Genomic DNA, 25285 nt, shown 5'->3' on the forward strand with positions numbered 1-25285 from the left:
AATTTAGACCGGCTCCACCATCATGTCGAGGTATTCGCGCAGGCGTTCGACCGAATCGGTGAAATCCTCGTCGGCCGCCAGCGCCACTTCCGGCATGCCAACGATTTCGATGGAGTTCAGGATCAGCGTGTCCATGCTGTTGAAGTACTGGACCCACCAGACGTTCTTCAGCCGCGTGCTGGTGATCCGGCAATTGCCGTAGCCGCGGGAGAGGATGGAGACTTCGCGGTGGCCGAGCCAGCCGTAGAGCGTATCGAGGTCGGCATCACTGACCGGCAGCAGCGTCAGGTTGATGACGTGGGCCGAATCGCCCGGCTTCCAGGCTGCCGCCTGCATGCGAATTTCCTCGACCAGCGCCTGGGCGTTCATGCAGCCGAGCGGATAGGTCGGCGCCGGCAGATCGGCTGCTGCCGTGCTTGCCATGGCCTCGGTCAATACCGCCGGGATGCTGCCGGTTTCGAGGCGGTCGACCATCATCGCGCCATCATCGGCCACCTTGAGGACCCGCCACAGGCCGGAAAAGGCAGTTTCCTGAACCCGCCAATGACCCGGTGCGGTCGTGAAGGCGCTGACCTCGCCGAAGCCCATCGACTGGTTGATCACGTCACGCATCGTCGCATCGAGATCGAGCAGCTTGAGGCTGGCCCCGCCTTCGAAACCAAGTTTCTCTGCCTCGTCGGCAAACACACCCAGCAGACTGGCGGCGCGATTCACGACCTCGGCAGGCACATTATCCGGCAGACGCGGTTGCGAGAAGGTTTCCATGCCTTTCGGCATCGGCAGGTAGTCCGGCGCTTCTTCGCCCTGCGAGCCGGGCCCCATGGCGACGACGGAAATCGGGAAGGGACGCATCGTAGACGGGTTCATGCGCAGGCTCCTTGCGAGGTTTCGACCCGAATGGCGATACCGATCGGCTTGGCTTGTACGGGGCCGTTGAGCAGGCGGGCGACTTCGTTCTGGTAGTCGCCCCAGTCGCGGATGCCATTGAGCACGCCAACAAACTGGCCATCGCGCAGGAAGACCACCGCCGGCGCACGCGGTACGCCGTATTGCGCCATCAGGGCCGGGGCGAAATCGGGACCGGCGACCCAGCGGGCGATCTGCCCGGCGACCGGCTTCAGGGCTTCGGGCAGGATCACGCAGGCATCGAGCACTTCGAGATTGCGCTGCGGGTCTTCGGTCAGCAGCAGGGCGGTCAGGCCGGCCGGGAATTCCGGCTGGCTGCAATCGACGCGGGAAAAGCCGTGTTTTTGCTGCATGCGGCCGATGGCTGTTTCCAGCTTTTCGAGCGAGGTCGGTCCGGCGACAAGTTGGAGGCTCATGATGGTTGTGTCCTCAGAAAATCGGGGAGTTGGGGTTCGCGCTCAAGATCGGCGAAGAAGGCAGAAAAGTCGGTTTCGCCGGAATGGGCAGCTTCCAGCGCATTCAAGGCCGCATTGATGGCATCGGCCCGTTCGGCGTCGATCACCTCACGTGCCGCTTCAAGAAAAGTCAGCAGCCAGACACCCGGCAGTTGCTGGCCGACCAGGCTGAGGTCGACCCGAACTTCGCCGTTGCGGCCGGCGCAGCGAGCAAAGTGCTCGCCACACTCGATGACCTGGACGGGGATGCCGAGGCACATCTCAAGCAGCTTCCATATTAAGAAAACGGGCATCGCCCAGGCGGTAGGCCTGATCGGCCGGCGGCCGTTCGCCTTCGTAAACATCCATGGCCAGCGCCGCATCTGTCAGGCTGTCGGCCTTGCCTTCGCGGATGCGACCGACCACGCCCCAGCGCTCCAGCCAGTCGAGGGCCAGATTCAGAGACTGCACCATCTGTGCCTTGACGATGTCGCGCAGGCTGCCGCCGTAATCTTCCAGTTCTTCCGGCTGGACACCGATCAGCACCAGTTCGGCCGGCAGCTTGTTGGTCAGCTCGGCCGCCATCAACACCTCCTGGAAACCGGTCTGGTGCAGGCTCATCTTCTTGGCGCCCATGAAGCGCGGCACCTGATCGCCGACCACCTCGCGCAGCTTGCCGGCCGGATCGCCGTAATCGACGGCATCGAAAACGAGCAGGCAGTCGGCCTCCTGGACGTAGGGCAGCAGGTAAAGACCTTGCGTGCCACCATCCATCAGCGTCACTTGCGGCGGAAATTCCCAGCCATCGTTCAGCGCCTCGACGCAGCGCACGCCGAAGCCTTCATCGGCCCACAGGATGTTGCCGATGCCGAGAACCAGAATGCGTTTGGTATTCATTGAAACCTCTGAAAAAAGACCCCGGCACACAGGAGCGCCGGGGCAAACGCAAGGTAAATCTTCAGTCATTGACCAGGTTGCAAGCCGATGTCATTCCCGCGAAAGCGGGAATCCAGAGATGCACGAACTGGACTCCCGCCTGCGCGGGAATGACGCCGCCCTTAATCATGACCATCAGTCCTTGAACATCCGCCAGCCGCTGATCATCGTGGAGATCAGACTCTGACGACTCATGATGTCTTCGCGGATCGCCGCATAGACGTGTACCAGCACGAAAGTCATCATGATCCACATGCCCAGGCGGTGCAGGTTATGCACCTGCATAGAGCCGCCCAGCGCCGGGATCACCCAGCCAAAGAAGACGTCACTCCAATGGCCGAGACCAGACCCTTCGCTGTACAGCGCGAAGCCGGTGAACACCATGCCGACGGCCAGGATCGTGAAGAAGAAGAACATCATCAGCTGCGCCATCGGGTTGTGGCCGACGTATTTCTTCGGGGTCTTTTCGAGGAACAGATACCAGCGCAGCTCGAAGAAGACCTCGCTCCACCACTGCGGATTGGTGATCGGCAGCTTGAAGATCTGCTTGGCGTGGTGATTGCCGACAAAAGCCCAGTAGATGCGACCAAGCAGGCCAACGGCAAAGAGGTAGGCCACCGCGAAATGGGCAAAACGGATGTAGCCCATCAGGAAGTTGGCCGACGCTTCACCCGGCTGGGTGGGCAGCGGCTGGCCGATGAAATAACCGGTCACTGCCAGCACCACCATGGCCAGCGCATTGATCCAGTGCCACAGACGCACCGGCGCTTCATAGACGTAGATCGAACGGACTTGTTTACCGTACCGTTCGGCTTCCAGCATGTCCTGTTGAGAGAGCATGGAATCCTCCTTATTGCTGCCGCAAGGCAGCACACAAACCTCCCCTCGCCCTCAGGGAGAGGGGCCGGGGGAGAGGGTGGGGATACAGGCAGTCCATCAGCGGACCTTGACCGACGTCATTTCCTGGCCGTCCGGGCTCATCACGTGCGTCGAGCAGGCCAGGCAGGGATCGAAGGAATGCAGGGTGCGCAGGATTTCCAGCGGCTCGTCCGCCTTGGCCACCGGGGTGTCCATCAGCGACGCCTCGAAGGCACCGATCTGGCCCTTGTGGTCACGCGGACCGCCGTTCCAGGTGGTCGGCACGACGCACTGGTAGTTGTCGATCTTGGTGTCCTTGATGCGGATCCAGTGACCGAGCGCGCCGCGCGGTGCTTCGGTGAAACCGGCGCCCATGGCTTCCTTCGGCCAGGTGCTCGGTTCCCACTTCTCGATATTGGCGGTGTTCAGATCGCCGGACTTCAGGTTGGTCATCAGCTTGTCGAACTGCTGTTGCTGCAGCTTGACGCAGTACGCCGTTTCCAGACCGCGCGCCGCGGTGCGGCCGAGCGTCGAGAACAGGGCGGTGACCGGCACGTCTAGCTTCTTCAGTGCGCCTTCGACCAGACCGTGGATTTCCGGGTACTGCTTCGGCTGCAAATAGCCGAGCACCATGCGCGGCAGGCAGCCGACTTCCATGGCGTGGCCGCGCCAGCGCGGGGCCTTGATCCAGGAATACTTGCCGCCTTCGTCGAGTTCCTTGATGTTGGTCTTGGTGCCCTTGGTGTTCGGGCCGAGCACGAAGCTGGGTTCGGTGACGCCATCGAACGGGTGCAGGCCCTTGGTTTCGTCCGGGTACTTGTACCAGGAGTGGGCAACGAATTCCTGCACCTGCTCCGGGTCTTTCAGGTCGACCGGATGAATCTCGTCGAGCTTGCCGTTGATGATCGCACCGCGCGGCAGCAGCAGATTGCCCGAGGTGTAGTCGTTGGCCTTTTGCGGGATGTCGCCATAGGAGAGCAGGTTCTTCGACGACAGGCCACCGCCATACAGCCAGCCCTTGTAGAAGGAGCCGATGGCCAGCAGATCGGGCACATAGACCTGCTCGACGAACTCGGTACAGCGGTCAATGATGCTCTTGACCAGGTTCAGGCGCTCCATGTTGATGGCGCCAACCGCCCCGACCCCTTCGAGATTGATCGCGCAGGGCACGCCGCCGACCAGCCAGTTCGGGTGCGGGTTCTTGCCGCCGAAAATGGTGTGCACCTTGACGATCTCCTTCTGGAAATCGAGGGCTTCGAGGTAGTGCGCCACGGCCATCAGGTTGGCTTCCGGCGGCAGCTTGTAGGCCGGGTTGCCCCAGTAGCCGTTCATGAAGGGGCCAAGCTGGCCCGATTCGACGAATTTCTTCAGGCGGTTCTGGATGTCGCGGAAGTAACCCGGCGACGACAGCGGCCAAGACGAAATGCTCTGCGCCAGAGCCGAGGTGGCCTTTGGATCCGCCTTTAGCGCCGATACGACATCGACCCAGTCGAGCGCGTGCAGATGATAGAAGTGCACCAGATGGTCGTGAATGTACAAATTCAACTGCATCAGGTTACGAATGGTATTGGCGTTTTCCGGAATCTGGATCTTCAGCGCATCCTCGACGGCGCGCACCGAGGTCAGCGCATGGGTGCCGGTACAGACGCCGCAGATGCGCTCGGTGAAGGCCCAGGCATCGCGCGGGTCGCGGCCCTTGAGGATGACCTCAAGACCACGCCACATGGTGCCGGTTGAAACGGCATTGCGGATGACGTTCTTGTCGTCCAGATTCACTTCCACCCGCAGGTGGCCCTCGATGCGGCAGACCGGGTCGACAACGACGCGCTTGCCGGAGTTATCAACCTTGAAGCCTTGGGTTTCGTAGGCGGCCATCTTATTTTTCCCCCTTCTGTTCGTCAGTCTCACCGGCCTTCTGGCGGGCGCGGGCCAGTGCCGTCACGGCGGCATGCGCAGCAATCGCAGCGCCGACGGTGCCGGCAGCAGCCTTGCCGACGGTGTCGGCATTGGCTTCGACGCCGAAGGCCTTGATGTCGGTCACGCGGTCGTAGAAGCTGCCCTTGTCCCAGAAACCTTCTTCCGAACAACCGATACAGCCGTGGCCGGACTGCACCGGCCAGCTGACGCCGCCGTTCCAGCGCATCGACGAACAGGCGTTGTAGGTGGTCGGCCCCTTGCAGCCCATCTTGTAAAGGCAGTAACCCTTGCGCGAACCCTCGTCATCCCAGGCTTCGGCGAACTGGCCGGCATCGAAATGGCCGCGGCGATAGCACTTGTCGTGGATGCGCTGGCCGTAGAACATCTTCGGCCGGCCCTGACGATCGAGCTCGGGAATGCGGTCGAAGGTCAGCATGTAGGTGACGACGCCGGTCATCACCTCGGCAATCGGCGGGCAACCCGGCACGTTGATGATCGGCTTGCCGGAAATCACCTTGTGTACCGGCGTGGCGCGCGTCGGGTTCGGTTTTGCGGCCTGGACGCAGCCGTAGGAAGCGCAGGCGCCCCAGCTGATGATCGCCTTGGCATCGGCGCAGGTTTCCTTCAACACTTCGACGAAGGGCCGGCCGCCATGGATGCAGAACATGCCGTCCTCGTTGAGCGGCGGGTTGCCTTCGACGGCGACGATGTAGTTGCCCTTGTACTTCTTCTTGACCTCTTCGATGATCGCCTCGGCCTGATGGCCGGCAGCCGCCATCAAGGTATCGTCGTAATCAAGGGAAAGCATCGAGAGTACGACATCCTTGGTCAGCGGGTGCGCCGAGCGGATGAAGGATTCGGAACAACAGGTGCATTCCAGGCCGTGCAGCCAGATCACCGGCGTACGAGCCTTGGTCTCCAGCGCATGCGCGATGCGCGGCGCAGCAGCAGAACCCAGCCCGAGCGAGGTCGCGGTCAGGCTGCAGAATTTCAGGAAACTGCGCCGGGTGATGCCCTGGCGGCGCAGTACTTCATAAAAGGTCTCGGTCACTGGTATGTCCCCCGTTGGTTTTATTGCCAAGTGGGGGGCTACTACGCAAGGCGTATGCCATACGGTCCGAGACGCCAAATTATTGATACAAATCAAGGCATTTTCGGCCAGCACACCAAGGGCAGCTCTAAAACCGACCACAAGCGATAGCGATCACACCCCATCCAATATGAAAAGAAACATTCCACTACAAGACGATGGCCCGATTGATGCTCGTTAAACATCGCGACGCCAAGTCGCTCTAAAATAAAAGAAGGAGGAGTGGCGTGCCCAAAATTGTCGAGCTGATAACAACCCGAAGCGATCGAATTGCGCCCGCCGCCAGTCTCCGCGACGTGGCATCACGCATGCTGGACGTGAAGACATCCTCGGTGATTGTGGTCGACCAGGGCGCCATTGTGGGCATCATCACCGAACGCGACATGCTGCGCGCCATGCGCCAGCGCCGCCCCCTCGAACAGACCGCCGGCGAAACAATGACCAGCCCGGTGCACAGCGTGCCAGCCAACACGGACTTCCGGCTCGCCTATCGTGAAGCAGCCAGCCTCGGCATCCGCCATATCGTCGTGACCGACGAGGCCGGCCTGCCGCTCGGCATCGTCAGCGAAGCGGACTATCGCAAACACCTCGGCCCGGATTTCTTCCTCCATCTGAATACCGCCGAAACGCTGATGGAGAGCATCTTTCCGCGCCTGCCAGCCAGTGCAGCCCTTGACGAAGCGCTGGCCGCCATGGAGACCGTGCGCGGCAGTTGCGTCATCGTGGTCGACGGCCGGCAACCGGTAGGCATCGTCACCGAGCACGACATCGTCCGTCTCTTTCTAAGCAGCGAAAGCAACCCGACGCTGGGCGCGGTGATGACCCAGCCGACCATCAGCGTCCGGGAAGATTGCCCGCTGGCCGATGCCGCACAAACCATGCTCGACCGCGGCATTCGTCACCTGACGGTCGTCGACAGCGACGGCAACCTGGCCGGCCTGCTCTCCGAGCACACCCTGATGAGCCCGCTCAAACTGGGCCTGATTGACGATGCGCTGATCGATCGGCAAGCGCTCGCCCGCGCCCGTGAAGCGATGCAGGACGAAACGGCGCGCAACGAACACTACCAGCGCGCCCTGCTCGACAACTTCCCCTTCCTGGTCTGGCTGAAAGACACCGAATCGCGATTGCTGACGGCCAACCGGGCAATGGCCAAGGCTGCGGGAACCGACAGCGTGATTGGCAAAACCGATGACGAACTCTGGCCGCCCGAACTGGCCAGCGCCTATCGCGCCGACGACCTTGCCGTCATGGCCTCCCGGCAAAACAAGATCGTCGTTGAACCGGTCATCGTCGACGGCCAGCCTGTCTGGCACGAGACCTACAAGGCGCCGGTCATCGGCGAAGACGGAGCGGTGCTGGGCACGGTCGGCTTCGCCCACGACATTTCGGACCGGAAACGGGCCGAAGAGGCCATGCAATTGCGCAACCAGGCGCTGGCCGAACTGATTGGTGGCGAAGCGCTGCCCCATGTCCTCGAACTGATTGCCCTGTCGGTCGAAGCCGAAATCCCGGGCTGGCACTGCTCGATCCTGATGGCCGACAAGGCCGGGCAACGCCTGCGCCTTGGCGCCGCGCCCAGCCTGCCCCCCGCTTACGGCACCACCGTCGACGGCATGCCGATCGCCCCCGGCGTTGCCTCTTCCGGCGCTGCGGCCGCAACTCGCCAACGCGTCGTTGTCGACAATATTCACGTGCATCCGAACTGGGTGAATTACCGCGACCTGGCCGAGCATGGCCGCTTTTCCGCCTGCTGGTCGGAGCCGGTAATCGGCCGAAACGGCCAACTGCTCGGCACATTCACGGCCTACTACCCGTCGCCAACCAGCCCGCATGAGGAATACTTGGGCCTGCTGACCCAGGCAGCCCAGCTCACCGCGCTGATCATCGAACGCCAGCGGAGTTCGCACGAACTGGAAAGCAGCCTGGCCACTTTCCGCGGCATTTTCGACAGCATCGGAGAAGCCCTGTTCATTCAGGGCGAAGACCGACGCTTCCTCGACGTCAATATCAGTGCCGAGCAAATGTTCGGCCGCTCTCGCGCCAGTCTGATCGGTCAGACGCATGAATTCCTGATCGCCCCGGGAATGCTTGATCTGGATGCCATCGACCAGGCCATCTCGACAGCGCTCACCGGCACGCCGCAGACCTTCGAAGCGCTGGCCAGAAGCAGCACCGAGCGCATTTTCCCGATCGAGGTTCGTCTGCATACGGCCAGCTACTTCGGCCGCCCGGTGCTGATCGCATCTGCGGTCGATATTTCCGAACGCAAGAATGCCGAACTCCGCCTTGAAGTCGAGCACGATCTCGCCCAGGCCTTGGCCGCCGGCATGCAGCGCGACGAAGTGCTCGGGGAACTGCTCAAAGCCATCCAGCGCTTTCCCGATCTCGACGCCGGATGCGTGCACTGGCGACAAGCCGACGGCAGCTATCGCCTGATCGCCCATCAAGGCATCTCGGCCGAGTTCGCCGAAAAAATCAGCCATCTCGATGCCGACAGCCCGTTCGCCATCCTGGCGCAGGATGGTGGCGCCATCTGCAACTGCACGCCGCCCAGCAAGCACTGCGCCGGCGAAAGCATTCTCGATGACCAGGCCGTGCAACGCGAAGGCCTGGGCTGCCTGGCCACGCACCCCATCAAGGTGGACGGCCAGCCGCTCGCCTGCCTGACCCTGGGCAGCCGCCAAGCCGCCGGCGTCCTGCCGTCGACGCTGCGCTCGCTGGAAAAGCTGAGTAGCCCGTTCAGTCAGGCGCTGCACCGGCTAGCCGCCCAGGAAGAAGCCAGGCGTCTGCAAGAGAATCTGAGCGGCCTGTTCGATGCGCTGACCGATTTCATCTTCATTCTCGACCAGGCCGGCCGCATCCTCCATTACAACCGCGCCGTCGCCGAAGATCTTGGCTACGGCCCGGATGCCCTCAAGGGCCGAACGGTTGCCGCAGTGCACCCGGAAAACCTGCGCCAGATCGCCAGCGACCTCATGGCTGACATCATTTCTGGCCGCCGCTCCAGTTGCCCGCTGCCCATTCTGCGTGCCAACGGCGAGCAGATCATGGTCGAGACGCGCGTCGTCAACGGCTACTGGAACGGGCAACCGGCGCTGATCGGCATTTCGCAGGACATTAGCGAGCGCCTGGCGGCAGAAGAACGCCAGCAACTGGCCGCCAGCGTGTTCGACAACGCCCACGAAGGGATCATGATCACCGACCCGAAAGGGCGCATCATCGAAGTCAATGCCACCTTCACCGAGCTGACCGGCTACAGCCGGGCCGAAGCGGTCGGCCAGACGCCTGACCTGCTCAAGTCCGGCCATCACGACCCGGATTTCTACGAGGAAATGTGGCGAAAGATCCGCGACGACGGCTACTGGCGCGGCGAAATCTGGAACCGCAAGAAATCCGGCGAAATTTTCGTCGAGCAACTGACCATTTCGGGCGTGCGCAACCGGGAAGGGGCGCTGACGAACTTCGTCGCCATCTTCTCCGACATCACGCTGCTCAAACAACACCAGCAGCGCCTGGAGCACCTGGCCCATTTCGACGCGCTGACCCAATTGCCCAACCGCATGCTGCTCGGCGACCGGATGCAACTTGCCAAGGCGCAAACCGAGCGCAGCGGCAAAATGCTGGCCGTCTGCTATCTCGACCTCGACAACTTCAAGCCGATCAACGACCAGTTCGGCCACTCGGTCGGCGACTATCTTCTGATCGAAGTCGCCCAGCGCCTGAAAACCTGCGTCCGGGCCGGCGACACCGTTGCCCGGCTGGGTGGTGACGAGTTCGTGCTGCTCATCACCAACCTCGACGACCTGCGCGAATGCGACCACGCCATGTCCCGGGTCATTTCGGCGCTGTCACAGCCTTTCCGGGTTTCCGCCCAACTCGTCAATATTTCGGCCAGCATCGGCGTCACCCTCTACCCACATGACGGCTCGGATTCCGATACCCTGCTGCGCCATGCCGACCAGGCCATGTACGCCGCCAAACAGCAGGGACGCAACCGCTATCACCTGTTCGACCCGGAAAACGACAGGCGCGCCCGCGTCCGCCGCGAGGAAATCGGCCGGATTCGCGAAGGCCTGGCCAACGGCGAGTTCAGGCTTTATTACCAGCCCAAGGTCAACATGCGCGAAGGCTGCGTCATCGGTGCCGAAGCGCTGATCCGCTGGCAACACCCCGAGCGCGGCCTGCTCCTGCCGGGCAGTTTCCTGCCGGCGCTCGAAGGCAGCGAACTGGCCATTGAAATCGGCGACTGGGTCATTCAGGAGGCCCTGCGGCAGATTGATAGCTGGCACCGGACACATGACGCCGATCTGTCGGTCAGTATCAATATTGCCGGCAACCATCTGCAACATCCGGGATTTTCCCGGCGCCTCGGTGAACTGCTGGCCGCCTACCCGAACGTCGCTCCCAGCCAGATCGAACTTGAAGTCCTGGAAACGGCGGCGCTGGAAGACATCCAGACCACCGCCGAGCTGTTTGCCGAATGCCGGCGCCTTGGCGTCACCTTCGCGCTCGACGACTTCGGCACCGGTTACTCGTCGCTGACCTATTTCCGGCGCCTGCCGGCCGACATGCTGAAAATCGACCAGTCCTTCATTCGCAACATGCTGGACGATGCGGACGACCTGGCCATTGTCGAAGGCGTCATCGGGCTGACCAACGCCTTCCAGCGCCAGGTCATTGCCGAAGGCGTCGAGACGGTCGAGCATGGCCTGGTGCTGCTGCTGCTCGGTTGCGACATGGCCCAGGGTTTCGGCATCGCCCGCCCGATGCCGCCCGAATTGCTGCCCGACTGGATCGGACAGTTCCAGCCCGATGAGCTGTGGAGCCTGGCCACGGCCTTCGAATGGTCGAAGGAAGACCTGCCGATGCTGATTGCCGAGGTCGATCACAAGCGCTGGAAAAAGCAGCTTTACGCCTATCTGGATGACAGCAAGAGCGGGGCAGCAAGCCCTCCCGCCATCGACGAACGCGCCTGCCGCTTCGGGCGCTGGTATTACAGCCCGGAAAGCCAGCGCTATGCCGGCATCGAAGCCTTCAATACCCTGGAGGCCTTGCACACTCGCCTGCATGCGATCGGCAAGCAACTGGTTGATGACACCCAGGCTGGTGAATTTACATCAACCGAGCAACTCAAGGCCCAACTCGAAGAGCTCAGCAACCAGCTCAGCGACTGCACCCGGCAGATCCAGGCGGAAGTCCTGCTGAAAAATCAGCCCAACAGGCGATAGGCCGGCGAATCCAGGCGGCGCACCGCGGCCGACGCCATTTGAAAAGAAATAACAAGAGCACCAGAGAATCGGCAGGGGCCCCTGTTTTTCTTGGCCTCTTTTTGTTTGATGATCATCAATCTGCCGGTACACTGGCGCGTTCATAATTTGCGCCTGATTTCTTTCGGTTTTTTCCACAGATGCTTGAAGCTGACAATCTGGAATGCGTGCGCGGCGAGCGCCGCCTGTTCGCAGGCCTTGGCTTCAAGCTGGAGGCCGGGGAACTGCTTTATCTGCAAGGTAAAAACGGCGCCGGCAAGACCAGCCTGCTGCGTATGCTGATCGGCCTGTTGCCGCCGGAAGCCGGCGAAATTCGCTGGAAGGGCGTATCGATCAAATCCGACGAATTCCGGGCTGACCTCTGCTATCTCGGCCACCTGAACGCCATCAAGGAAGAATTGACGCCGCTGGAAAACCTGCTCGCCGCCGCCCATCTGGCCGACGAAGACCTCTCCGAGGACGACGCGCTGGATGCGCTGGAACAGGTCGGGCTGGCCGGCCGCGAGGATCTGGCCTGCAAATACCTGTCGCAAGGCCAGAAGCGCCGCGTCGCGCTGGCCCGGCTGGTCAAGGAAAAACGCCCGCTGTGGATACTCGACGAACCCTTCGTCGCTCTCGACGTAGCGGCGGTCGACTGGCTGGCCGGCATCATTTCCGGTCATCTGCAACGCGGCGGCCTGGCCGTGATGACGACGCACCAGCTGGTCAATATCCCGGCCGGCACCGTGCGCGAATTGCGACTCGGTTGAGGGCGATGCACACATGCTGAAAATCATTGCCGCAGTCATCGGCCGCGATCTCAAACTGGCCATGCGCCGCCAGGCCGACATCGTTTCGGCGCTGTTCTTTTTCGTCATCGTCGTCAGCCTGTTCCCGCTCGGCATCGGGCCGGAGCCGGACCTGCTGCGCAAGCTGGCACCCGGTGTGCTGTGGGTGGCTGCCCTGTTGGCAACAATGCTGTCACTGCCCCGCCTGTTCGCCGACGACCATCGCGACGGCACGCTGGAACAGCTGGCACTGGCCCCACACCCGCTTGGTCTGGTCGTTACCGGAAAAGTGATCGCTCACTGGCTGGTTTCCGGCCTGCCGCTGGCACTGATCGCCCCGGTGCTCGGCATCCAGTTCGACCTCTCCACCGATGCGCTGATCGTGCTGACCGGCGCCATCCTGCTCGGCACCCCGGCGCTGTCCGGCATCGGCGCCATTGGTGCAGCGCTGACCCTGGGTTTGCGCGGTGGCGGCGTACTGCTCTCGCTACTGGTTCTGCCTTTATATATCCCGGTGCTAATATTCGGCGCTGGCGCAGTGGATGCGACGGTGTCCGGACTCGGGGGAGAAGGACATCTCTCCCTGCTCGCCGCCATTACTTTTGCTTCTGTTGGCTTCGCCCCTTGGGCATCGGCCGCTGCCTTGAAGATCGCCCTCGAATGAAAGATCGCTTCAATCTCTATCGCTTCGCTTCGCCGGCCGTGTTTTACCCACTGGCCGGGGCGATGATTCCCTACTTTGTCGCCGTGTCGATCGTTTTTGGACTGGCTGGCCTGTATCTCGGCATGCTGGTGGCGCCGACCGATTTCCAGCAGGGTGAGGGCTACCGGATCATCTTCATCCACGTCCCGGCGTCGTGGATGTCGATGTTCATTTATCTGATCATGGCCTTCTGGGCCGCCATCGGGCTGGCTTTCAACACCCGACTGTCCGGCATGATGGCGCAAGCGCTGGCGCCGACCGGTGCGCTGATGGCCTTCCTGTCGCTATGGACCGGCGCCCTGTGGGGCAAGCCGATGTGGGGCGCCTGGTGGGTTTGGGATGCGCGCCTGACGTCCGAACTGATCCTGCTTTTCCTGTATATCGGCTACATGGCCTTGACCGCCGCAATCGACGATGCGCGCCGCGCTGACAAGGCCGGCGGCCTGTTGCTGCTGGTCGGCGTGGTCAATATCCCGATCATCTACTTCTCGGTCAAATGGTGGAACACGCTGCATCAAGGCTCCAGCGTCAATCTGGCCAAGTCGTCGATGGCCACCACCATGCTCTGGGGCATGCTGCTCATGGCCATGTGCTTCTGGATGTATTCGATTGCCGTAGCGCTGATGCGCGTGCGGACCATCATGCTCGAACGCGAGCGCAATACCGACTGGGTCAAGGCCGAGCTGGCCGGAGACGAGAAATGATCCACTGGAACAGTTTTGCCGACTTTATCGCCATGGGTGGCTATGGCTTCTACGTCTGGGGCTCGTTCGGCCTCACCGTTTTGATCATGGCGATTGAACCGATCGTCGTCATCCGCAATCGAAAGACCACCATCGCTCGCTTGAAGCGCCAACTGCGCGCCGATGCCCGCGCTGAAAACAGGAACACCGCTGAATGAAATCCCGTCACAAGAAACTCGCCCTGATCGGCGGCGCCCTGGCCATCATCGGCATCATCGCCGCGCTGGTTCTGAATGCCCTGAACAGCAATATCGCGCTCTACATCACCCCCACCGAGGTTGCCGCCGGCAAGGCGCCCAAGGACAAACTGTTCCGCATTGGCGGACTGGTCAAGGAAGGCAGCATCAGCCGCCAGGCCGATGGGGTCACCATCAGCTTCGCGATCACCGATACCGAAAAGGAAATCCCGGTCCATTACAAGGGCATCCTGCCCGACCTGTTCAAGGAAGGCAAAGGCGCGGTCGCCCAAGGCAAATTGACCGCCGAGGGCACCTTCATGGCGACCGAAGTGCTGGCCAAGCACGACGAAAACTACATGCCGCCGGAAGCTGCCAAGGCGGTCGATGATGCCCAGGCCCGCGCTGCCGGCAAGCATGTTTCCCCATCTTCCTCTGGCGACAAGCCGAAAGCGAGCTACTGAGCATGATTCCCGAACTCGGCCATTTCGCCCTGATCCTCGCCGCGCTGGTTGCCCTGATCCTGGGCACCCTGCCGCTGCTCGGCGCCCACAACAACCGCATGACCTGGGTCGCCGTCGCCCGGCCGGCCGCCACGGCGATGGCGCTGCTCGTCACCTTTTCCTTCGCCTGCCTGACGCAAGCCTTCGTGACCAACGATTTCTCCGTGGTCTACGTCGCGCAGCATTCCAATTCGCTGCTACCGCTGCAATATCGCGTCGCCGCTGTCTGGGGTGGCCACGAAGGCTCGCTGCTGCTATGGATGCTGTTCCTGACCTGGTGGGCCTTCGGCGTCGCCATGCTGTCGCGCCAGTTGCCGGAAGCCATGGTCGCCCGCGTTCTTGGTACGCTGGGCCTGGTCGCCTTCGGCTTCCTGCTCTTCATCCTGATCACGTCCAGCCCGTTCGAACGCCTGCTGCCGGGCGCCGCCGAAGGGCGCGACCTCAATCCGCTGCTGCAGGATTTCGGTCTGGTCATTCACCCGCCCCTGCTCTACATGGGCTACGTCGGCTTCTCGGTCGCCTTCGCCTTCGCCATCGCAGCCCTGCTGTCCGGTCAGCTTGACGCCGCCTGGGCCCGCTGGTCACGGCCGTGGACGATGGCCGCCTGGGTCTTCCTGACCCTCGGCATCGCCATGGGCTCATGGTGGGCCTATTACGAACTGGGCTGGGGCGGCTGGTGGTTCTGGGATCCGGTCGAGAACGCCTCGTTCATGCCCTGGCTGGTCGGCACGGCGCTGATCCATTCGCTGGCCGTCACCGAAAAGCGTGGCAGCTTCAAGAACTGGACGGTGCTGCTGGCCATTTCCGCCTTCTCGCTGTCGCTGCTCGGCACCTTCCTCGTCCGTTCCGGCGTCCTGACCTCGGTTCATGCCTTCGCCACCGATCCACGGCGCGGCATCTTCATCCTGATTTTCCTGGTTGCCGTTATCGGCACCTCGCTCGCCCTGTTCGCCTGGCGTGCCCCGAAAGTCGGTCTGGGCGGCCGTTTTGCCCTGGTTTCGCGCGAATCGCTGCTGCTGACCAACAACGTGCTGCTCGTCGTCGCCTGCGCCACCGTGCTGCTCGGTACGCTCTACCCGCTGCTGATCGATGCGCTGGGCGTCGGCAAAATTTCGGTCGGCCCGCCGTATTTCAATGCCGTCTTCGTGCCGGTCATGGCCCCGGTACTGTTCCTGATGGGCGTCGCTCCCTTCGCCCGCTGGAAGGAGGCATCGATCCCTGAGATCACCCGCACCGTGCGCTGGGCGATGATTGCCGCGGCCGTTGTCGCCATCGCGCTGCCGCTGGTTTATGGCCAATGGACTGCACTGACCGCTCTCGGCATCCTGCTCGCCGCCTGGGTCACCTTCACGACGCTGACCGCGTTCGTCGAACGCGTCCAGCACTCGCGGGCCGGCCAGTCTTTCCTGAGTGCCGCATTCAAGCAGCCACGTAGCTTTGTCGGCATGTGCATCGCCCACTTTGGTATCGCGGTATTTGTCGTCGGCGTCACCATGGTTAACAGCTTCCAGGATGAAAAGGACGTCAAGATGGCCGCCGGCGAAACCGTCAGTGTCGCCGGCTACAGCTTCACTTTCAACGGCGTCAAACAGGTCCAGGGCCCGAATTACGTGGCCGCACAGGGCGACTTCGATCTGGCGGTCGACGGCAAATTCAAGCTGAAAATGAACCCGGAAAAACGCAACTATGCCTCGTCCGGTATGCCGATGACCGAGGCCGCCATCGACGCCGGCATCCTGCGCGACGTCTATGTCTCGCTCGGCGAACCGATCGACCGCGACAAGCCGGAAGGCGAGTGGGCGGTGCGCGTTTATTACAAACCCTTTGTCGACTGGATCTGGGGCGGTTGCGTACTGATGGCGCTGGGCGGCTTGCTGGCCATGCTTGACCGCCGCTACCGCGTCAAGGCTCGCGCCTCGTCGGCCACCCAAACCCCGGCTGGAACCCAACACGCATGAACCGTTATTACTGGATCCTCGGCGCTTTCGCCGCGCTCGTCGCCCTGCTTGCCATCGGCCTCAATCTCAACCCGCGTGATGTCCCGTCGCCGCTGGTCGGCAAGCCGGCGCCGGCCTTCAATCTGACCATCCTGGCCACGCCCGACAAGACACTGGCGCCCAAGGACATGCAGGGCAAGGTCTGGCTGCTCAACGTCTGGTCGTCGTGGTGCGTTTCGTGTCGCGCCGAACACCCGGTGCTGGTCGAGTTCTCGAAGAAAGTCGATGTGCCGCTAATCGGCCTCAACTACAAGGAAGTGCGCGGCGACGGTGGCTTCGACATGAGCAAGATGCCGGCCGATGAAGAGAAGAAGCTGGCCTTCCAGCGTGCCAACAAATGGCTGGCCGACCACGGTGATCCGTACAAGCTGACGGTCATGGACCTCGATGGTCGCGTCGGCATCGACTACGGCGTCTACGGCGTGCCGGAAACCTACGTCATCGACAAGGCCGGCGTCATCCGCATGAAGCACACCGGCCCGATTTCGCCGGACGTCCTGGCCAAGAAGATCATGCCGCTGCTCGCCGAGTTGAACAAATGAAGTTTCGTACCCTGATTGTCGTTTTCTTTTTTTCGTCTTTTCTCGGGTCGTCCTTAGCTATTGCCGATTCGGCGACTGAAGCGGCGGTGGCCGCCGACCCGGTCGCCGAAAAACGCCTGCAGAAGCTCTCCGAAGAACTGCGCTGCCTGGTCTGCCAGAACCAGACCATCGCCGACTCCAACGCCGAACTGGCGCAGGATCTGCGCCGCGAAGTCCGCACCATGATCAAGGATGGCAAGACCGACAAGGAAATCGTCGATTTCATGGTCGTCCGCTACGGTGATTTCGTGCTTTACCGCCCGCCAGTCAAGGGCATCACGCTGTTGCTCTGGGGCGGCCCGGTCGCCCTGATGCTGCTCGGCCTGTTCATCCTCGTGCGCTACCTGCGCCGCCGCTCCACCCGTATCAACGCCGAAGACCAGCCGCTGTCGGCTGACGACGCCAGCCGCGCCGATGCGCTGCTCAAGGAAATCGACCAGAAATGACCCAGTTCGCCATCTTTGCCACCCTGTTGATCGTGGTGGTTGCCGCCTTCATTTTGCCGCCGCTGTGGCTCGGCCTGCGCGCCCCCAAGCCGAAAACCGACCGCAAGGAAGCCAATCTCGCCATCTTCCGTGACCAGCTGGCCGAACTTGAGCATGAAAGCACCGAAGGCTCGCTAGCCGCCGCCGATTTCGAGCAGGCCAAGCGCGAACTGCAACGTCGCCTGCTCGAAGAAGTCGAGCCCTCCGCTGCCGATGGCGTGGCTGCCACGCATGGCCCGAGCCGCAAGACGGCTATCGCCATCCTGCTCCTGCTGCCTATCCTTGGTCTGCTCGGCTACGGCATGCTGGGCAATCCGAAAGCCCTGGACCCGACGCAAACCGCTGCTCCGCAGCAGATGACGCCGGAAAAGATCAACGAAATGGTCGCCAGCCTGGCCGCCAAGATGAAAGCCAATCCGGATGACATGCAGGGCTGGTTGATGCTCGCCCGGTCCTACAAATCGCTGGGACGTTACGACGAAGCGGTGGAAGCCTTTGCCAAGGCCGAGAAAGCCATCGACAAGGATCCGGATCAACTGGCCGCCTACGCTGAAACCGTGGCCATGGCCAACGGCAAGGGGCTGAAGGGCAAGCCGGCACAACTGGTCGAAAAAGCCTTGAAGGTCGATCCCAAGCACGGCCACAGCCTGTTCCTGGCCGGCGCCGCCGCGATGGAGTCTGGCGATAACAAGAAGGGCATCGCTTATTGGGAAGCCCTGCTGGAGCAGGTCGAGCCCGGTTCGGAAATCGATCAGATGCTGCGCAGCGGCATCGAAAAGATGAAGGCCGGCAAGTAGGCATCAGGCCGTGGTCGATCTCTCCCGGCGCGGCTTCTTTCGCGGTCGACCGCGCCCCAGAGCCGAAATCCGGCCGCCCTGGGCGCTGCCGGAAGCTGCTTTCATCGACCACTGCACCCGTTGCAACGACTGCCTGAAAGCCTGCCCGACGCAGATTCTCGTCGTCGGCGATGGCGCTTACCCAACCGTTGATTTCAGCCTCGGTGAATGCACGTTTTGTGGCGACTGCGTCACCAGTTGCCAGCCCAAGGCCTTGGCCCGCCTTGAACCGGAACAAGCCGCCTGGGCCTACAAAGCCATGATTGGCGAAGACTGCCTGCCCCGTCAGGGCGTCGAATGCCGGGTCTGCGGCGACTTCTGCGATGACCGCGCCATCCGCTTTCCGCCGCGGCTCGGTGGCAGTCCGCTGCCGGAAATCGATGCCGAAAAATGCACCGGCTGCGGCGCCTGTGTAGCCCCCTGCCCGGTCGTCACCATTAGCGTTCGCTAACGCTCACTGTGCCGGGGAAGATGGAACCAGCGGCGGCGGCGAAAATCCAAGCGCTATCATCTCGGTCTCCAGCTTGATCCGCAAAACCAGCAAGCCCTGCAGGGACTCACGCGCCTTGTCTTCAGCCCAGCTATCATGATGATTGCGCAGGCAGGCTTCGATCTCATGGCGATTCGCCAAGTTGACGCCACAAACAGCCGCATAGCGATGAATCTCGTTATCGAGATCCTTCAATTCACGATCATAATGTTCAAATCCGCTCATAATCCAAGCATACCCCGCAAGGAGCGTCCATGCACTGGTTAACGCTGCCCGAACCACGCAAGAACATCGCCCAGGCCTTTCACGACCTGCCGTCGGCCAAAGCCTGGCTGTCCTCCCAGCCGCAGGCCCAGCCGATGCATATGCTGGCTGCCATCTGCCTGCAGATCGAAGCCATCGAAGGCTCCACGCTGTCGCCCGGGCTGGCGATTGAATTGCTGAACCTGCTGCGCAGTGCGGCAGTTCCGGCGCAAGATGCGATCGAAAGCCGTTACCTGCGCAAGGCGCTACCAATGCCCGAGGACGACGAGCGTTGCTTCGATACGGCCCAGCGCTTGTGGCTCCGCCTCGGCATAGCCTACCTTCGCCTGACGCCGCATTTCGGGCCGGCCGACAAATGCCTGCCGCTGCACCGTGCCGCTTGCGCCTTCCGGATGGCCCAGTACTGTCACTTCCAGGCGGCCCGGGAGATACCCGAAGTCCTTGATCGCCTGCTCTTTGGTGTTCTCGCCCAGGCCGAAAGCAACGGCCTGTTGCGCCAGGCACTGCCCGACCCCGACTTCCGCCATCTGGGCGAGGCAAACATTGCCGGACATCTGGCCTGGGCTTTCATGCTTCGCTTGATCGATCCCTACCGACTATCGGCGGCCCAACTCACCGTCGCCAACCGGGCTATCAGCCGCTGGCGCGAACTGGCCGGCTTCCAGAGCATGCCGGACGACGACCCCAAGGCGCATTCGGTCGATCTCGCACCGCTTTTCGGCGCCCCCTTGCCGGAAGGCGTGCCGCGCTGGCTCGAAGTCCGCAAGGTGGTCCGGAAAATTGAACAGCGCATCGACGCCCTGGTCGCAGGGGAAGCCCCCGAAGCCCTCAAGCTCGGACGAGAGCTGTCCGGCCCGGCCTGCATCCGCTTGCTCCGCCAGCTTGATGCCAGCCTCGATGCGCAATATCCGCAAGCGCCCACAGAAATAGGCGAAATCGAACTCGCCTTTGGCGCGAGCCATGCCTATGCCGTGCTGACCGGCGAACTGCTCGCTCCGGCTGGCGCGCTCGATGCCGGCAGCGCCACGCTGTCCCACCAGCGGGTCGCCATGTTCGGCTTCGACCGCGTTTCAGCCATGCCCACCTCGGTCAAGAAACTGAACGTGCCGAGCGAGAAATGGACGCTGGTCGACGGCAAGGCCCTCCGCGGGCAGGATAGCGAAGGAGCTCGCCGCCTGGCACCTTGCCTGATTGCCACCTCGCACGGCGGGACTCCTCGCCTTGGCGTGATGCTCGGCCTGCAAAGCTTGACCACCGGCGCCTTGGCCGCCAACCTGAAATGGTACGAAGAACAGATCGAAGCCGGGCGACTTGGCCGCGCCGCCCTGCAGGACAAACAGGCCTCGGCTAGCCCGGCCTTTCTCCTGCGGGACGGTACGCATTTCTCGCTGATCGTCCCGTCCACCGCCGGTATCCGCCTGAATATCGGCGTTACCCTTGAAGGAGCGACCGTCAGCCACTTGGTACCGACTGAAGTGCTGGAACGGGGCGTCGATTTCGTCCGCTACGCGGTCAAACGGCAATAAAAAAGGCCCGCCAACTGGCGGGCCTTGCATGCTTTGGCTGGCTGCTGATTTTTAACGACGATCAGCAGCCACAAACCATCACTCGAATTCGATGATGATCTGATCGACCGACAGGCTCTCGCCAGCGGCAGCAGAGATTTTCTTGACCTTGCAGTCCTGGTCGGCCTTGAGGATGTTTTCCATCTTCATGGCTTCGATGACCGCCAGCTTCTCGCCCGCCTTCACTTCCTGACCGACCGTAACCGCCACTTCGCGCAGCAGGCCGGGCATCGGCGACATCAGGAACTTGGAAAGGTCTGGTGCCTGCTTTTCAGGCATCAGGGCCAGCAGTTCAGCAGCACGGGCGCTCATCACCATGAAATCGGCACGGGTACCCCAGTGGAACAGGCTGTAGCGAGTCTTGTGACGCTCGACCTGCAGCGTGAATTCCTCACCGTTGCAAGTGCCGTTGAACAGCGACTCACCCAGCTTCCAGTCGGACAGGATTTCGTACTGCTCGCCCTTGTACTCGACGTGGTAACCGCCGGGAACCGGACGGGCGATCACCATGTGATTCTCGTTGCCATTCGGGTTCAGGCGAACGACGCACCACTTGTCACTAACCAGACGCTCGTGGCCCTGCAACTGACCGGTAATCGAGGCAGAGCGGTCGGTAAAGGCACGATAGACGTAGGCAGCGACCGAGACCAGCAGCGCCGGATCGTCGTGCGGCACCATCGAGGCATCGAAGCCCGTCGGGTAGTGCTTGGGGATGAAGCCGGTATCGAAGATGCCAGAATGGAAAACCGGATGCTGCATCAGCGCGGCCTGGAACGGGATGTTCGAGGAAATGCCGCGAATGACGAAGCCGTTCAGCGCATCGCGCATGCGGGAGATGGCCTGCTCGCGGGTGGCACCATGCACGATCAGCTTGGCGATCATCGAGTCGTAGAACATCGAAATCTCGCCACCATCGTAAACGCCGGTATCGACGCGCACGTGGCCCGGCACTTCCTTCGGCGGCTGGAACTTGACCAGGCGACCGGTGGAGGGCAGGAAGCCGCGGAACGGGTCTTCGGCGTTGATCCGGCATTCCATGGCCCAGCCGTCGATCTTCACGTCGGCCTGGGTCAGCGGCAGCTTTTCGCCGTAGGCAACGCGAATCATCTGCTCGACCAGGTCGAGGCCGGTGATCAGTTCAGTAACCGGGTGTTCCACCTGCAGGCGGGTGTTCATTTCCAGGAAGTAGAACTCCTTGGTCGCACCGGAGACGACGAATTCAACCGTACCGGCCGATTCGTAGTTCACCGCACGGGCCAGGGCCACGGCCTGTTCGCCCATCGCCTTGCGCATCTCGGCATCGACGAAGGGGCTCGGCGCCTCTTCGATCACCTTCTGGTGACGACGCTGGATCGAGCAATCGCGCTCATTCAGGTAAACATAATTGCCGTGCGAGTCGCCCAGCAACTGGATTTCGATGTGGCGCGGCTCGAGAACGTACTTTTCGATGAAGACGCGGTCGTCGCCGAAGGAGTTGCGAGCTTCGTTGACGCAGGACGAGAAACCTTCGTGCGCCTCGGCATCGTTGTAGGCAACGCGCAGGCCCTTGCCGCCGCCGCCGGCGGAGGCCTTGATCATGACCGGATAGCCGATACCCTGGGCGATCTTGACGGCTTCGTCGGGACCGGCGATAGCGTCGTTGTAACCCGGGATGGTATTGACCTTGGCTTCGATGGCCAGCTTCTTGGACTCGATCTTGTCGCCCATCTTGGCGATGGAGTAGTGCTTCGGACCGATGAACTTGATGCCTTCTTCTTCCAGACGACGCGAGAACGCGGCGTTTTCCGACAGGAAGCCGTAGCCCGGATGGACGGCCTGAGCACCGGTCTGCTTGCAGGCAGCGATGATCTTGTCGGCAACCAGATAGGACTCTTTCGAGGCAGCCGGACCGATGCAGACGGCTTCGTCGGCCATGTCGACAAACAAGGCGTCCTTGTCGGCTTCGGAATAGACGGCGACGGTCTTGATGCCCATCTTGCGGGCGGTCTTGATGACGCGGCAGGCAATTTCGCCGCGGTTTGCGATCAGAATTTTAGTAAACATGTATGACCCTCAATTCGGAGTGGCTAAGCAATTTGGGGCGCGCAGGGCGAGGCGGCGACGCTGGCTGCGACGAGACAGTACGCCAGTACGGCGAAGAGCAGACGAGGAAGCCAACGAAGTCATGCGCGATGCCAAATTGGTTAGAGAGGAATGTTGCCGTGCTTGCGCCAGGGGTTGTCGAGTTTCTTGTCGCGCAGCATGGCCAGCGAACGGGCGATGCGCTTGCGGGTGGCATGCGGCATGATGACGTCGTCGATGAAGCCACGCGCACCAGCCACGAACGGATTGGCGAACTTTTCCTTGTACTCGGCTTCACGCTCGGCCAGCTTGGCAACATCGCTCTTTTCCTCGCGGAAAATGATTTCGACGGCGCCCTTCGGACCCATAACGGCAATTTCAGCCGACGGCCAGGCCAGATTGACGTCACCGCGCAGGTGCTTGGAGGACATCACGTCATAGGCGCCACCGTAAGCCTTGCGGGTGATGATGGTGACCTTCGGCACGGTACATTCGGCGTAGGCGTAGAGCAGCTTAGCGCCGTGCTTGATGATGCCGCCGTATTCCTGCGTCGTACCCGGCATGAAGCCCGGCACGTCGACGAAGGTCACGACCGGAATATTGAAGGCATCGCAGAAACGAACGAAACGGGCCGCCTTGATCGAGGACTTGATGTCCAGGCAGCCGGCCAGCACCAGCGGCTGATTGGCGACGATACCAACCGGGTGACCATCCATGCGACCGAAACCGATGATGATGTTCTTGGCGTAGTCAGCCTGCAGTTCGAAAAAGTCGTTGTCATCGACGACCTTGACCAGCAATTCCTTCATGTCGTACGCCTTGTTGGCGCTGTCCGGCACGAGGGTGTCGAGCGAATAATCCATGCGATCAACCGGGTCGTTGGTCGGGGTGACCGGCGGCTTTTCCTTGTTGTTCGAAGGCACGAAGTTCATGAAGCGACGCAGCATGGACAGGGCTTCGACATCATTCTCGAAGGCCAGGTCTGCAACGCCGGACTTGGTCGTGTGGGTCACGGCGCCGCCCAGTTCCTCGGCGGTCACGTCCTCGTGGGTCACGGTCTTGACGACTTCCGGACCGGTCACGAACATGTAGGAAGAATCCTTGACCATGAAGATGAAGTCAGTCATCGACGGCGAGTAAACCGCACCACCGGCGCAGGGGCCCATGATCATCGAGATCTGCGGCACGACGCCGGAGGCCATCACGTTGCGCTGGAACACGTCGGCATAACCACCCAGGGAGGCAACGCCTTCCTGGATACGGGCGCCGCCCGAGTCGTTGAGGCCGATCACCGGGGCGCCGACCTTCATTGCCTGATCCATAACCTTGCAGATCTTCTCGGCATGAGTTTCGGACAGCGAGCCGCCGAAGACGGTGAAATCCTGCGAGAAGACAAAGACCAGACGGCCGTTGATAGTGCCGTAGCCGACCACAACGCCGTCACCGGGGGTCTTTTCGGCCTGATCCATGCCGAAATCGACGCAACGGTGTTCCTTGAACATGTCCCATTCCTCGAAGGAATCCGGGTCGAGCAACAGCTCAAGACGTTCGCGGGCGGTCAGTTTGCCCTTCTTGTGCTGGCTGTCGATACGCTTCTGGCCACCGCCGAGGCGGGCCATTTCGCGCTTTTTTTCCAGCTGACGGATGATGTCGTGCATAAAAAACTCCCTAAGTGGATCAGGTAATTTGAACTCAGTGTTTCAGATAGTCGAGCAGCGTATACGCGGCGGCAGCCGGGGTCGTATTGCCCTGTTCAACGGATAGGGTCAGTGCCGGCAGATTGGCCTGCACACGTGGATGTTGGCGGAAATGCTGGCGCAGCCCGGAATCGATCAGTTGCCACATCCAGCTCAAGGACTGGTGCTGGCGCTTGGCCTGGAATTCACCGGTTGGCTTCAAAGCCGACTGGTACTTCTCGACCTGATCCCAGAACTCGGCGATGCCTTCCTTGTGCAAGGCCGAAAGCGCAATCACCGGCGGCGCCCAGTTCGGCGACGCTGGCCGCAACATGTGCAGCGCGTTGCGCCATTGAGCACGAACGACGGCGGTCGCCTGACGATCAATATCGGCCTTGTTGATCACCACCATGTCGGCGATCTCGACGATACCCTTCTTGATCGCCTGCAAGTCATCACCGGCATTTGGCAATTGCAGCAGGCAGAACATGTCGACCATGCCAGCCACCGTCGTTTCCGACTGGCCAACACCGACGGTCTCGATAATGATCACGTCGAAACCGGCCGCTTCGCAAAGCAGCATGGCCTCGCGGGTCTTTTCTGCGACACCGCCGAGCGAACCGGCCGACGGGCTGGGGCGGATGAAGGCTTCCTCGCGCTGGCAAAGCTGCTCCATGCGCGTCTTGTCGCCGAGGATGGAACCGCCGGACACCGACGAGGAAGGATCGACGGCGAGCACAGCCAGTTTCTTGCCCTGCTCGATCAGCCAGACGCCAAGCGCCTCGATGAAGGTCGACTTTCCCGCCCCCGGCACACCGGAAATACCGATCCGGACCGCATTACCGGTCTTTGGCAACAGCGCGTTCAGCACCTGCTGGGCGCGCTGCTGGTGATCGGCACGGGTCGATTCGATCAGCGTGATCGCCTTGGCGAGCGCGCGCCGCTGACCGGCCAGCACGCTCTCGACGAGCGTCTGATCAGCCAACGAAAGCAGATGCGCCGACACCGGAGCCTCGCTCAGATTCAT

24 protein-coding genes are annotated in these 25285 nt (G+C 61.9%); 12 read left to right on the forward strand and 12 right to left on the reverse strand.

The genetic code is table 11. From position 1 onward, the window contains the following. Window positions 1-3: 3 nt before the first annotated feature. The 7 genes from KI617_RS19065 to KI617_RS19095 form a co-directional block, all read right to left on the reverse strand. Window positions 4-867, reverse strand: coding sequence for a hydrogenase expression/formation protein (locus tag KI617_RS19065; protein ID WP_226449030.1), 864 nt, complete (start codon window positions 865-867; stop codon window positions 4-6). Further along, on the reverse strand, window positions 864-1322 hold the full coding sequence (locus KI617_RS19070; RefSeq protein ID WP_226449031.1) for a thioredoxin domain-containing protein: 459 nt from the start codon (window positions 1320-1322) through the stop codon (window positions 864-866). Before KI617_RS19070 ends, KI617_RS19065 begins: the two co-directional genes overlap by 4 nt. Further along, window positions 1319-1621 (reverse strand): HypC/HybG/HupF family hydrogenase formation chaperone, encoded by a 303-nt coding sequence (locus KI617_RS19075; protein WP_226449033.1) that lies wholly within the window; start codon window positions 1619-1621, stop codon window positions 1319-1321. Before KI617_RS19075 ends, KI617_RS19070 begins: the two co-directional genes overlap by 4 nt. A gap of 1 nt (window position 1622) precedes the next feature. Continuing rightward, complete coding sequence (locus KI617_RS19080; protein WP_226449035.1) at window positions 1623-2237, reverse strand: HyaD/HybD family hydrogenase maturation endopeptidase; 615 nt, start codon at window positions 2235-2237, stop codon at window positions 1623-1625. A 174-nt stretch (window positions 2238-2411) separates the two neighbouring features. Further along, the gene (gene cybH, locus KI617_RS19085; protein ID WP_226449037.1) at window positions 2412-3116 is read right to left on the reverse strand and encodes a Ni/Fe-hydrogenase, b-type cytochrome subunit; all 705 of its coding nucleotides are present in this window, start codon (window positions 3114-3116) and stop codon (window positions 2412-2414) included. A 96-nt stretch (window positions 3117-3212) separates the two neighbouring features. Beyond that, complete coding sequence (locus KI617_RS19090) at window positions 3213-5009, reverse strand: nickel-dependent hydrogenase large subunit (RefSeq protein ID WP_226449039.1); 1797 nt, start codon at window positions 5007-5009, stop codon at window positions 3213-3215. Between the two features lies 1 nt (window position 5010). Then, the gene (locus KI617_RS19095) at window positions 5011-6102 is read right to left on the reverse strand and encodes a hydrogenase small subunit (protein ID WP_319004127.1); all 1092 of its coding nucleotides are present in this window, start codon (window positions 6100-6102) and stop codon (window positions 5011-5013) included. Window positions 6103-6449: 347 nt separating this feature from the next. Here KI617_RS19095 and KI617_RS19100 point away from each other — a divergent pair, with 347 nt between their 5' ends. After that, the gene (locus tag KI617_RS19100; RefSeq protein WP_404826754.1) at window positions 6450-11372 is read left to right on the forward strand and encodes an EAL domain-containing protein; all 4923 of its coding nucleotides are present in this window, start codon (window positions 6450-6452) and stop codon (window positions 11370-11372) included. Here the strand turns inward: KI617_RS19100 and KI617_RS20425 are convergent. Then, the gene (locus KI617_RS20425) at window positions 11354-11488 is read right to left on the reverse strand and encodes a hypothetical protein (protein WP_264180032.1); all 135 of its coding nucleotides are present in this window, start codon (window positions 11486-11488) and stop codon (window positions 11354-11356) included. The two genes, KI617_RS19100 and KI617_RS20425, sit on opposite strands and share 19 nt — an antisense overlap. A 63-nt stretch (window positions 11489-11551) precedes the next feature. Here KI617_RS20425 and ccmA point away from each other — a divergent pair, with 63 nt between their 5' ends. The 10 genes from ccmA to napF are packed head-to-tail and all read left to right on the forward strand — an operon-like array spanning window position 11552 to window position 18653. Then, window positions 11552-12160: a cytochrome c biogenesis heme-transporting ATPase CcmA gene (gene ccmA / locus KI617_RS19105; protein ID WP_226449042.1), complete on the forward strand. Its 609-nt coding sequence runs from the start codon at window positions 11552-11554 to the stop codon at window positions 12158-12160. 13 nt (window positions 12161-12173) lie between these two features. Then, complete coding sequence (gene ccmB, locus KI617_RS19110) at window positions 12174-12842, forward strand: heme exporter protein CcmB (RefSeq protein ID WP_226449044.1); 669 nt, start codon at window positions 12174-12176, stop codon at window positions 12840-12842. Next, window positions 12839-13585: a heme ABC transporter permease CcmC gene (ccmC, locus tag KI617_RS19115; RefSeq protein WP_226449046.1), complete on the forward strand. Its 747-nt coding sequence runs from the start codon at window positions 12839-12841 to the stop codon at window positions 13583-13585. The genes ccmB and ccmC overlap by 4 nt, the downstream gene beginning before the upstream one ends. Next, complete coding sequence (gene ccmD / locus KI617_RS19120) at window positions 13582-13782, forward strand: heme exporter protein CcmD (protein WP_226449048.1); 201 nt, start codon at window positions 13582-13584, stop codon at window positions 13780-13782. The genes ccmC and ccmD overlap by 4 nt, the downstream gene beginning before the upstream one ends. Next, window positions 13779-14264 (forward strand): cytochrome c maturation protein CcmE, encoded by a 486-nt coding sequence (gene ccmE, locus KI617_RS19125; RefSeq protein ID WP_226449050.1) that lies wholly within the window; start codon window positions 13779-13781, stop codon window positions 14262-14264. Before ccmD ends, ccmE begins: the two co-directional genes overlap by 4 nt. A gap of 2 nt (window positions 14265-14266) precedes the next feature. Then, on the forward strand, window positions 14267-16261 hold the full coding sequence (locus KI617_RS19130; RefSeq protein WP_226449052.1) for a heme lyase CcmF/NrfE family subunit: 1995 nt from the start codon (window positions 14267-14269) through the stop codon (window positions 16259-16261). Next, complete coding sequence (locus KI617_RS19135) at window positions 16258-16842, forward strand: DsbE family thiol:disulfide interchange protein (protein ID WP_226449053.1); 585 nt, start codon at window positions 16258-16260, stop codon at window positions 16840-16842. Before KI617_RS19130 ends, KI617_RS19135 begins: the two co-directional genes overlap by 4 nt. Next, window positions 16839-17327 carry a cytochrome c-type biogenesis protein gene (locus KI617_RS19140; RefSeq protein WP_226449055.1) on the forward strand — a complete coding sequence of 163 codons (489 nt, stop codon included), beginning with the start codon at window positions 16839-16841 and terminating at the stop codon, window positions 17325-17327. The genes KI617_RS19135 and KI617_RS19140 overlap by 4 nt, the downstream gene beginning before the upstream one ends. Next, window positions 17324-18163, forward strand: coding sequence for a c-type cytochrome biogenesis protein CcmI (gene ccmI, locus KI617_RS19145; RefSeq protein WP_226449057.1), 840 nt, complete (start codon window positions 17324-17326; stop codon window positions 18161-18163). The genes KI617_RS19140 and ccmI overlap by 4 nt, the downstream gene beginning before the upstream one ends. A gap of 10 nt (window positions 18164-18173) precedes the next feature. After that, window positions 18174-18653, forward strand: coding sequence for a ferredoxin-type protein NapF (gene napF / locus KI617_RS19150; RefSeq protein ID WP_226449059.1), 480 nt, complete (start codon window positions 18174-18176; stop codon window positions 18651-18653). A 3-nt stretch (window positions 18654-18656) separates the two neighbouring features. Here napF and KI617_RS19155 read toward each other — a convergent pair whose 3' ends face one another. Beyond that, window positions 18657-18917: a hypothetical protein gene (locus tag KI617_RS19155; RefSeq protein WP_226449061.1), complete on the reverse strand. Its 261-nt coding sequence runs from the start codon at window positions 18915-18917 to the stop codon at window positions 18657-18659. A 29-nt stretch (window positions 18918-18946) separates the two neighbouring features. Here KI617_RS19155 and KI617_RS19160 point away from each other — a divergent pair, with 29 nt between their 5' ends. Continuing rightward, window positions 18947-20482 carry a hypothetical protein gene (locus KI617_RS19160; protein WP_226449063.1) on the forward strand — a complete coding sequence of 512 codons (1536 nt, stop codon included), beginning with the start codon at window positions 18947-18949 and terminating at the stop codon, window positions 20480-20482. A 78-nt stretch (window positions 20483-20560) separates the two neighbouring features. On the opposite strand, the gene KI617_RS19165 is transcribed toward KI617_RS19160, so the two are convergent. From KI617_RS19165 to meaB, 3 genes are all read right to left on the reverse strand, one after another. Beyond that, entirely contained in the window at window positions 20561-22564 is a 2004-nt protein-coding gene (locus tag KI617_RS19165) for an acetyl-CoA carboxylase biotin carboxylase subunit (RefSeq protein WP_226449065.1), read from the reverse strand. Window positions 22565-22704: 140 nt separating this feature from the next. Beyond that, window positions 22705-24240 carry an acyl-CoA carboxylase subunit beta gene (locus tag KI617_RS19170; protein WP_226449067.1) on the reverse strand — a complete coding sequence of 512 codons (1536 nt, stop codon included), beginning with the start codon at window positions 24238-24240 and terminating at the stop codon, window positions 22705-22707. 34 nt (window positions 24241-24274) lie between these two features. Beyond that, entirely contained in the window at window positions 24275-25285 is a 1011-nt protein-coding gene (meaB, locus tag KI617_RS19175; RefSeq protein ID WP_226449068.1) for a methylmalonyl Co-A mutase-associated GTPase MeaB, read from the reverse strand.

It is taken from the genome of Ferribacterium limneticum (genome assembly GCF_020510625.1).
Taxonomy (GTDB): domain Bacteria; phylum Pseudomonadota; class Gammaproteobacteria; order Burkholderiales; family Rhodocyclaceae; genus Azonexus; species Azonexus limneticus_A.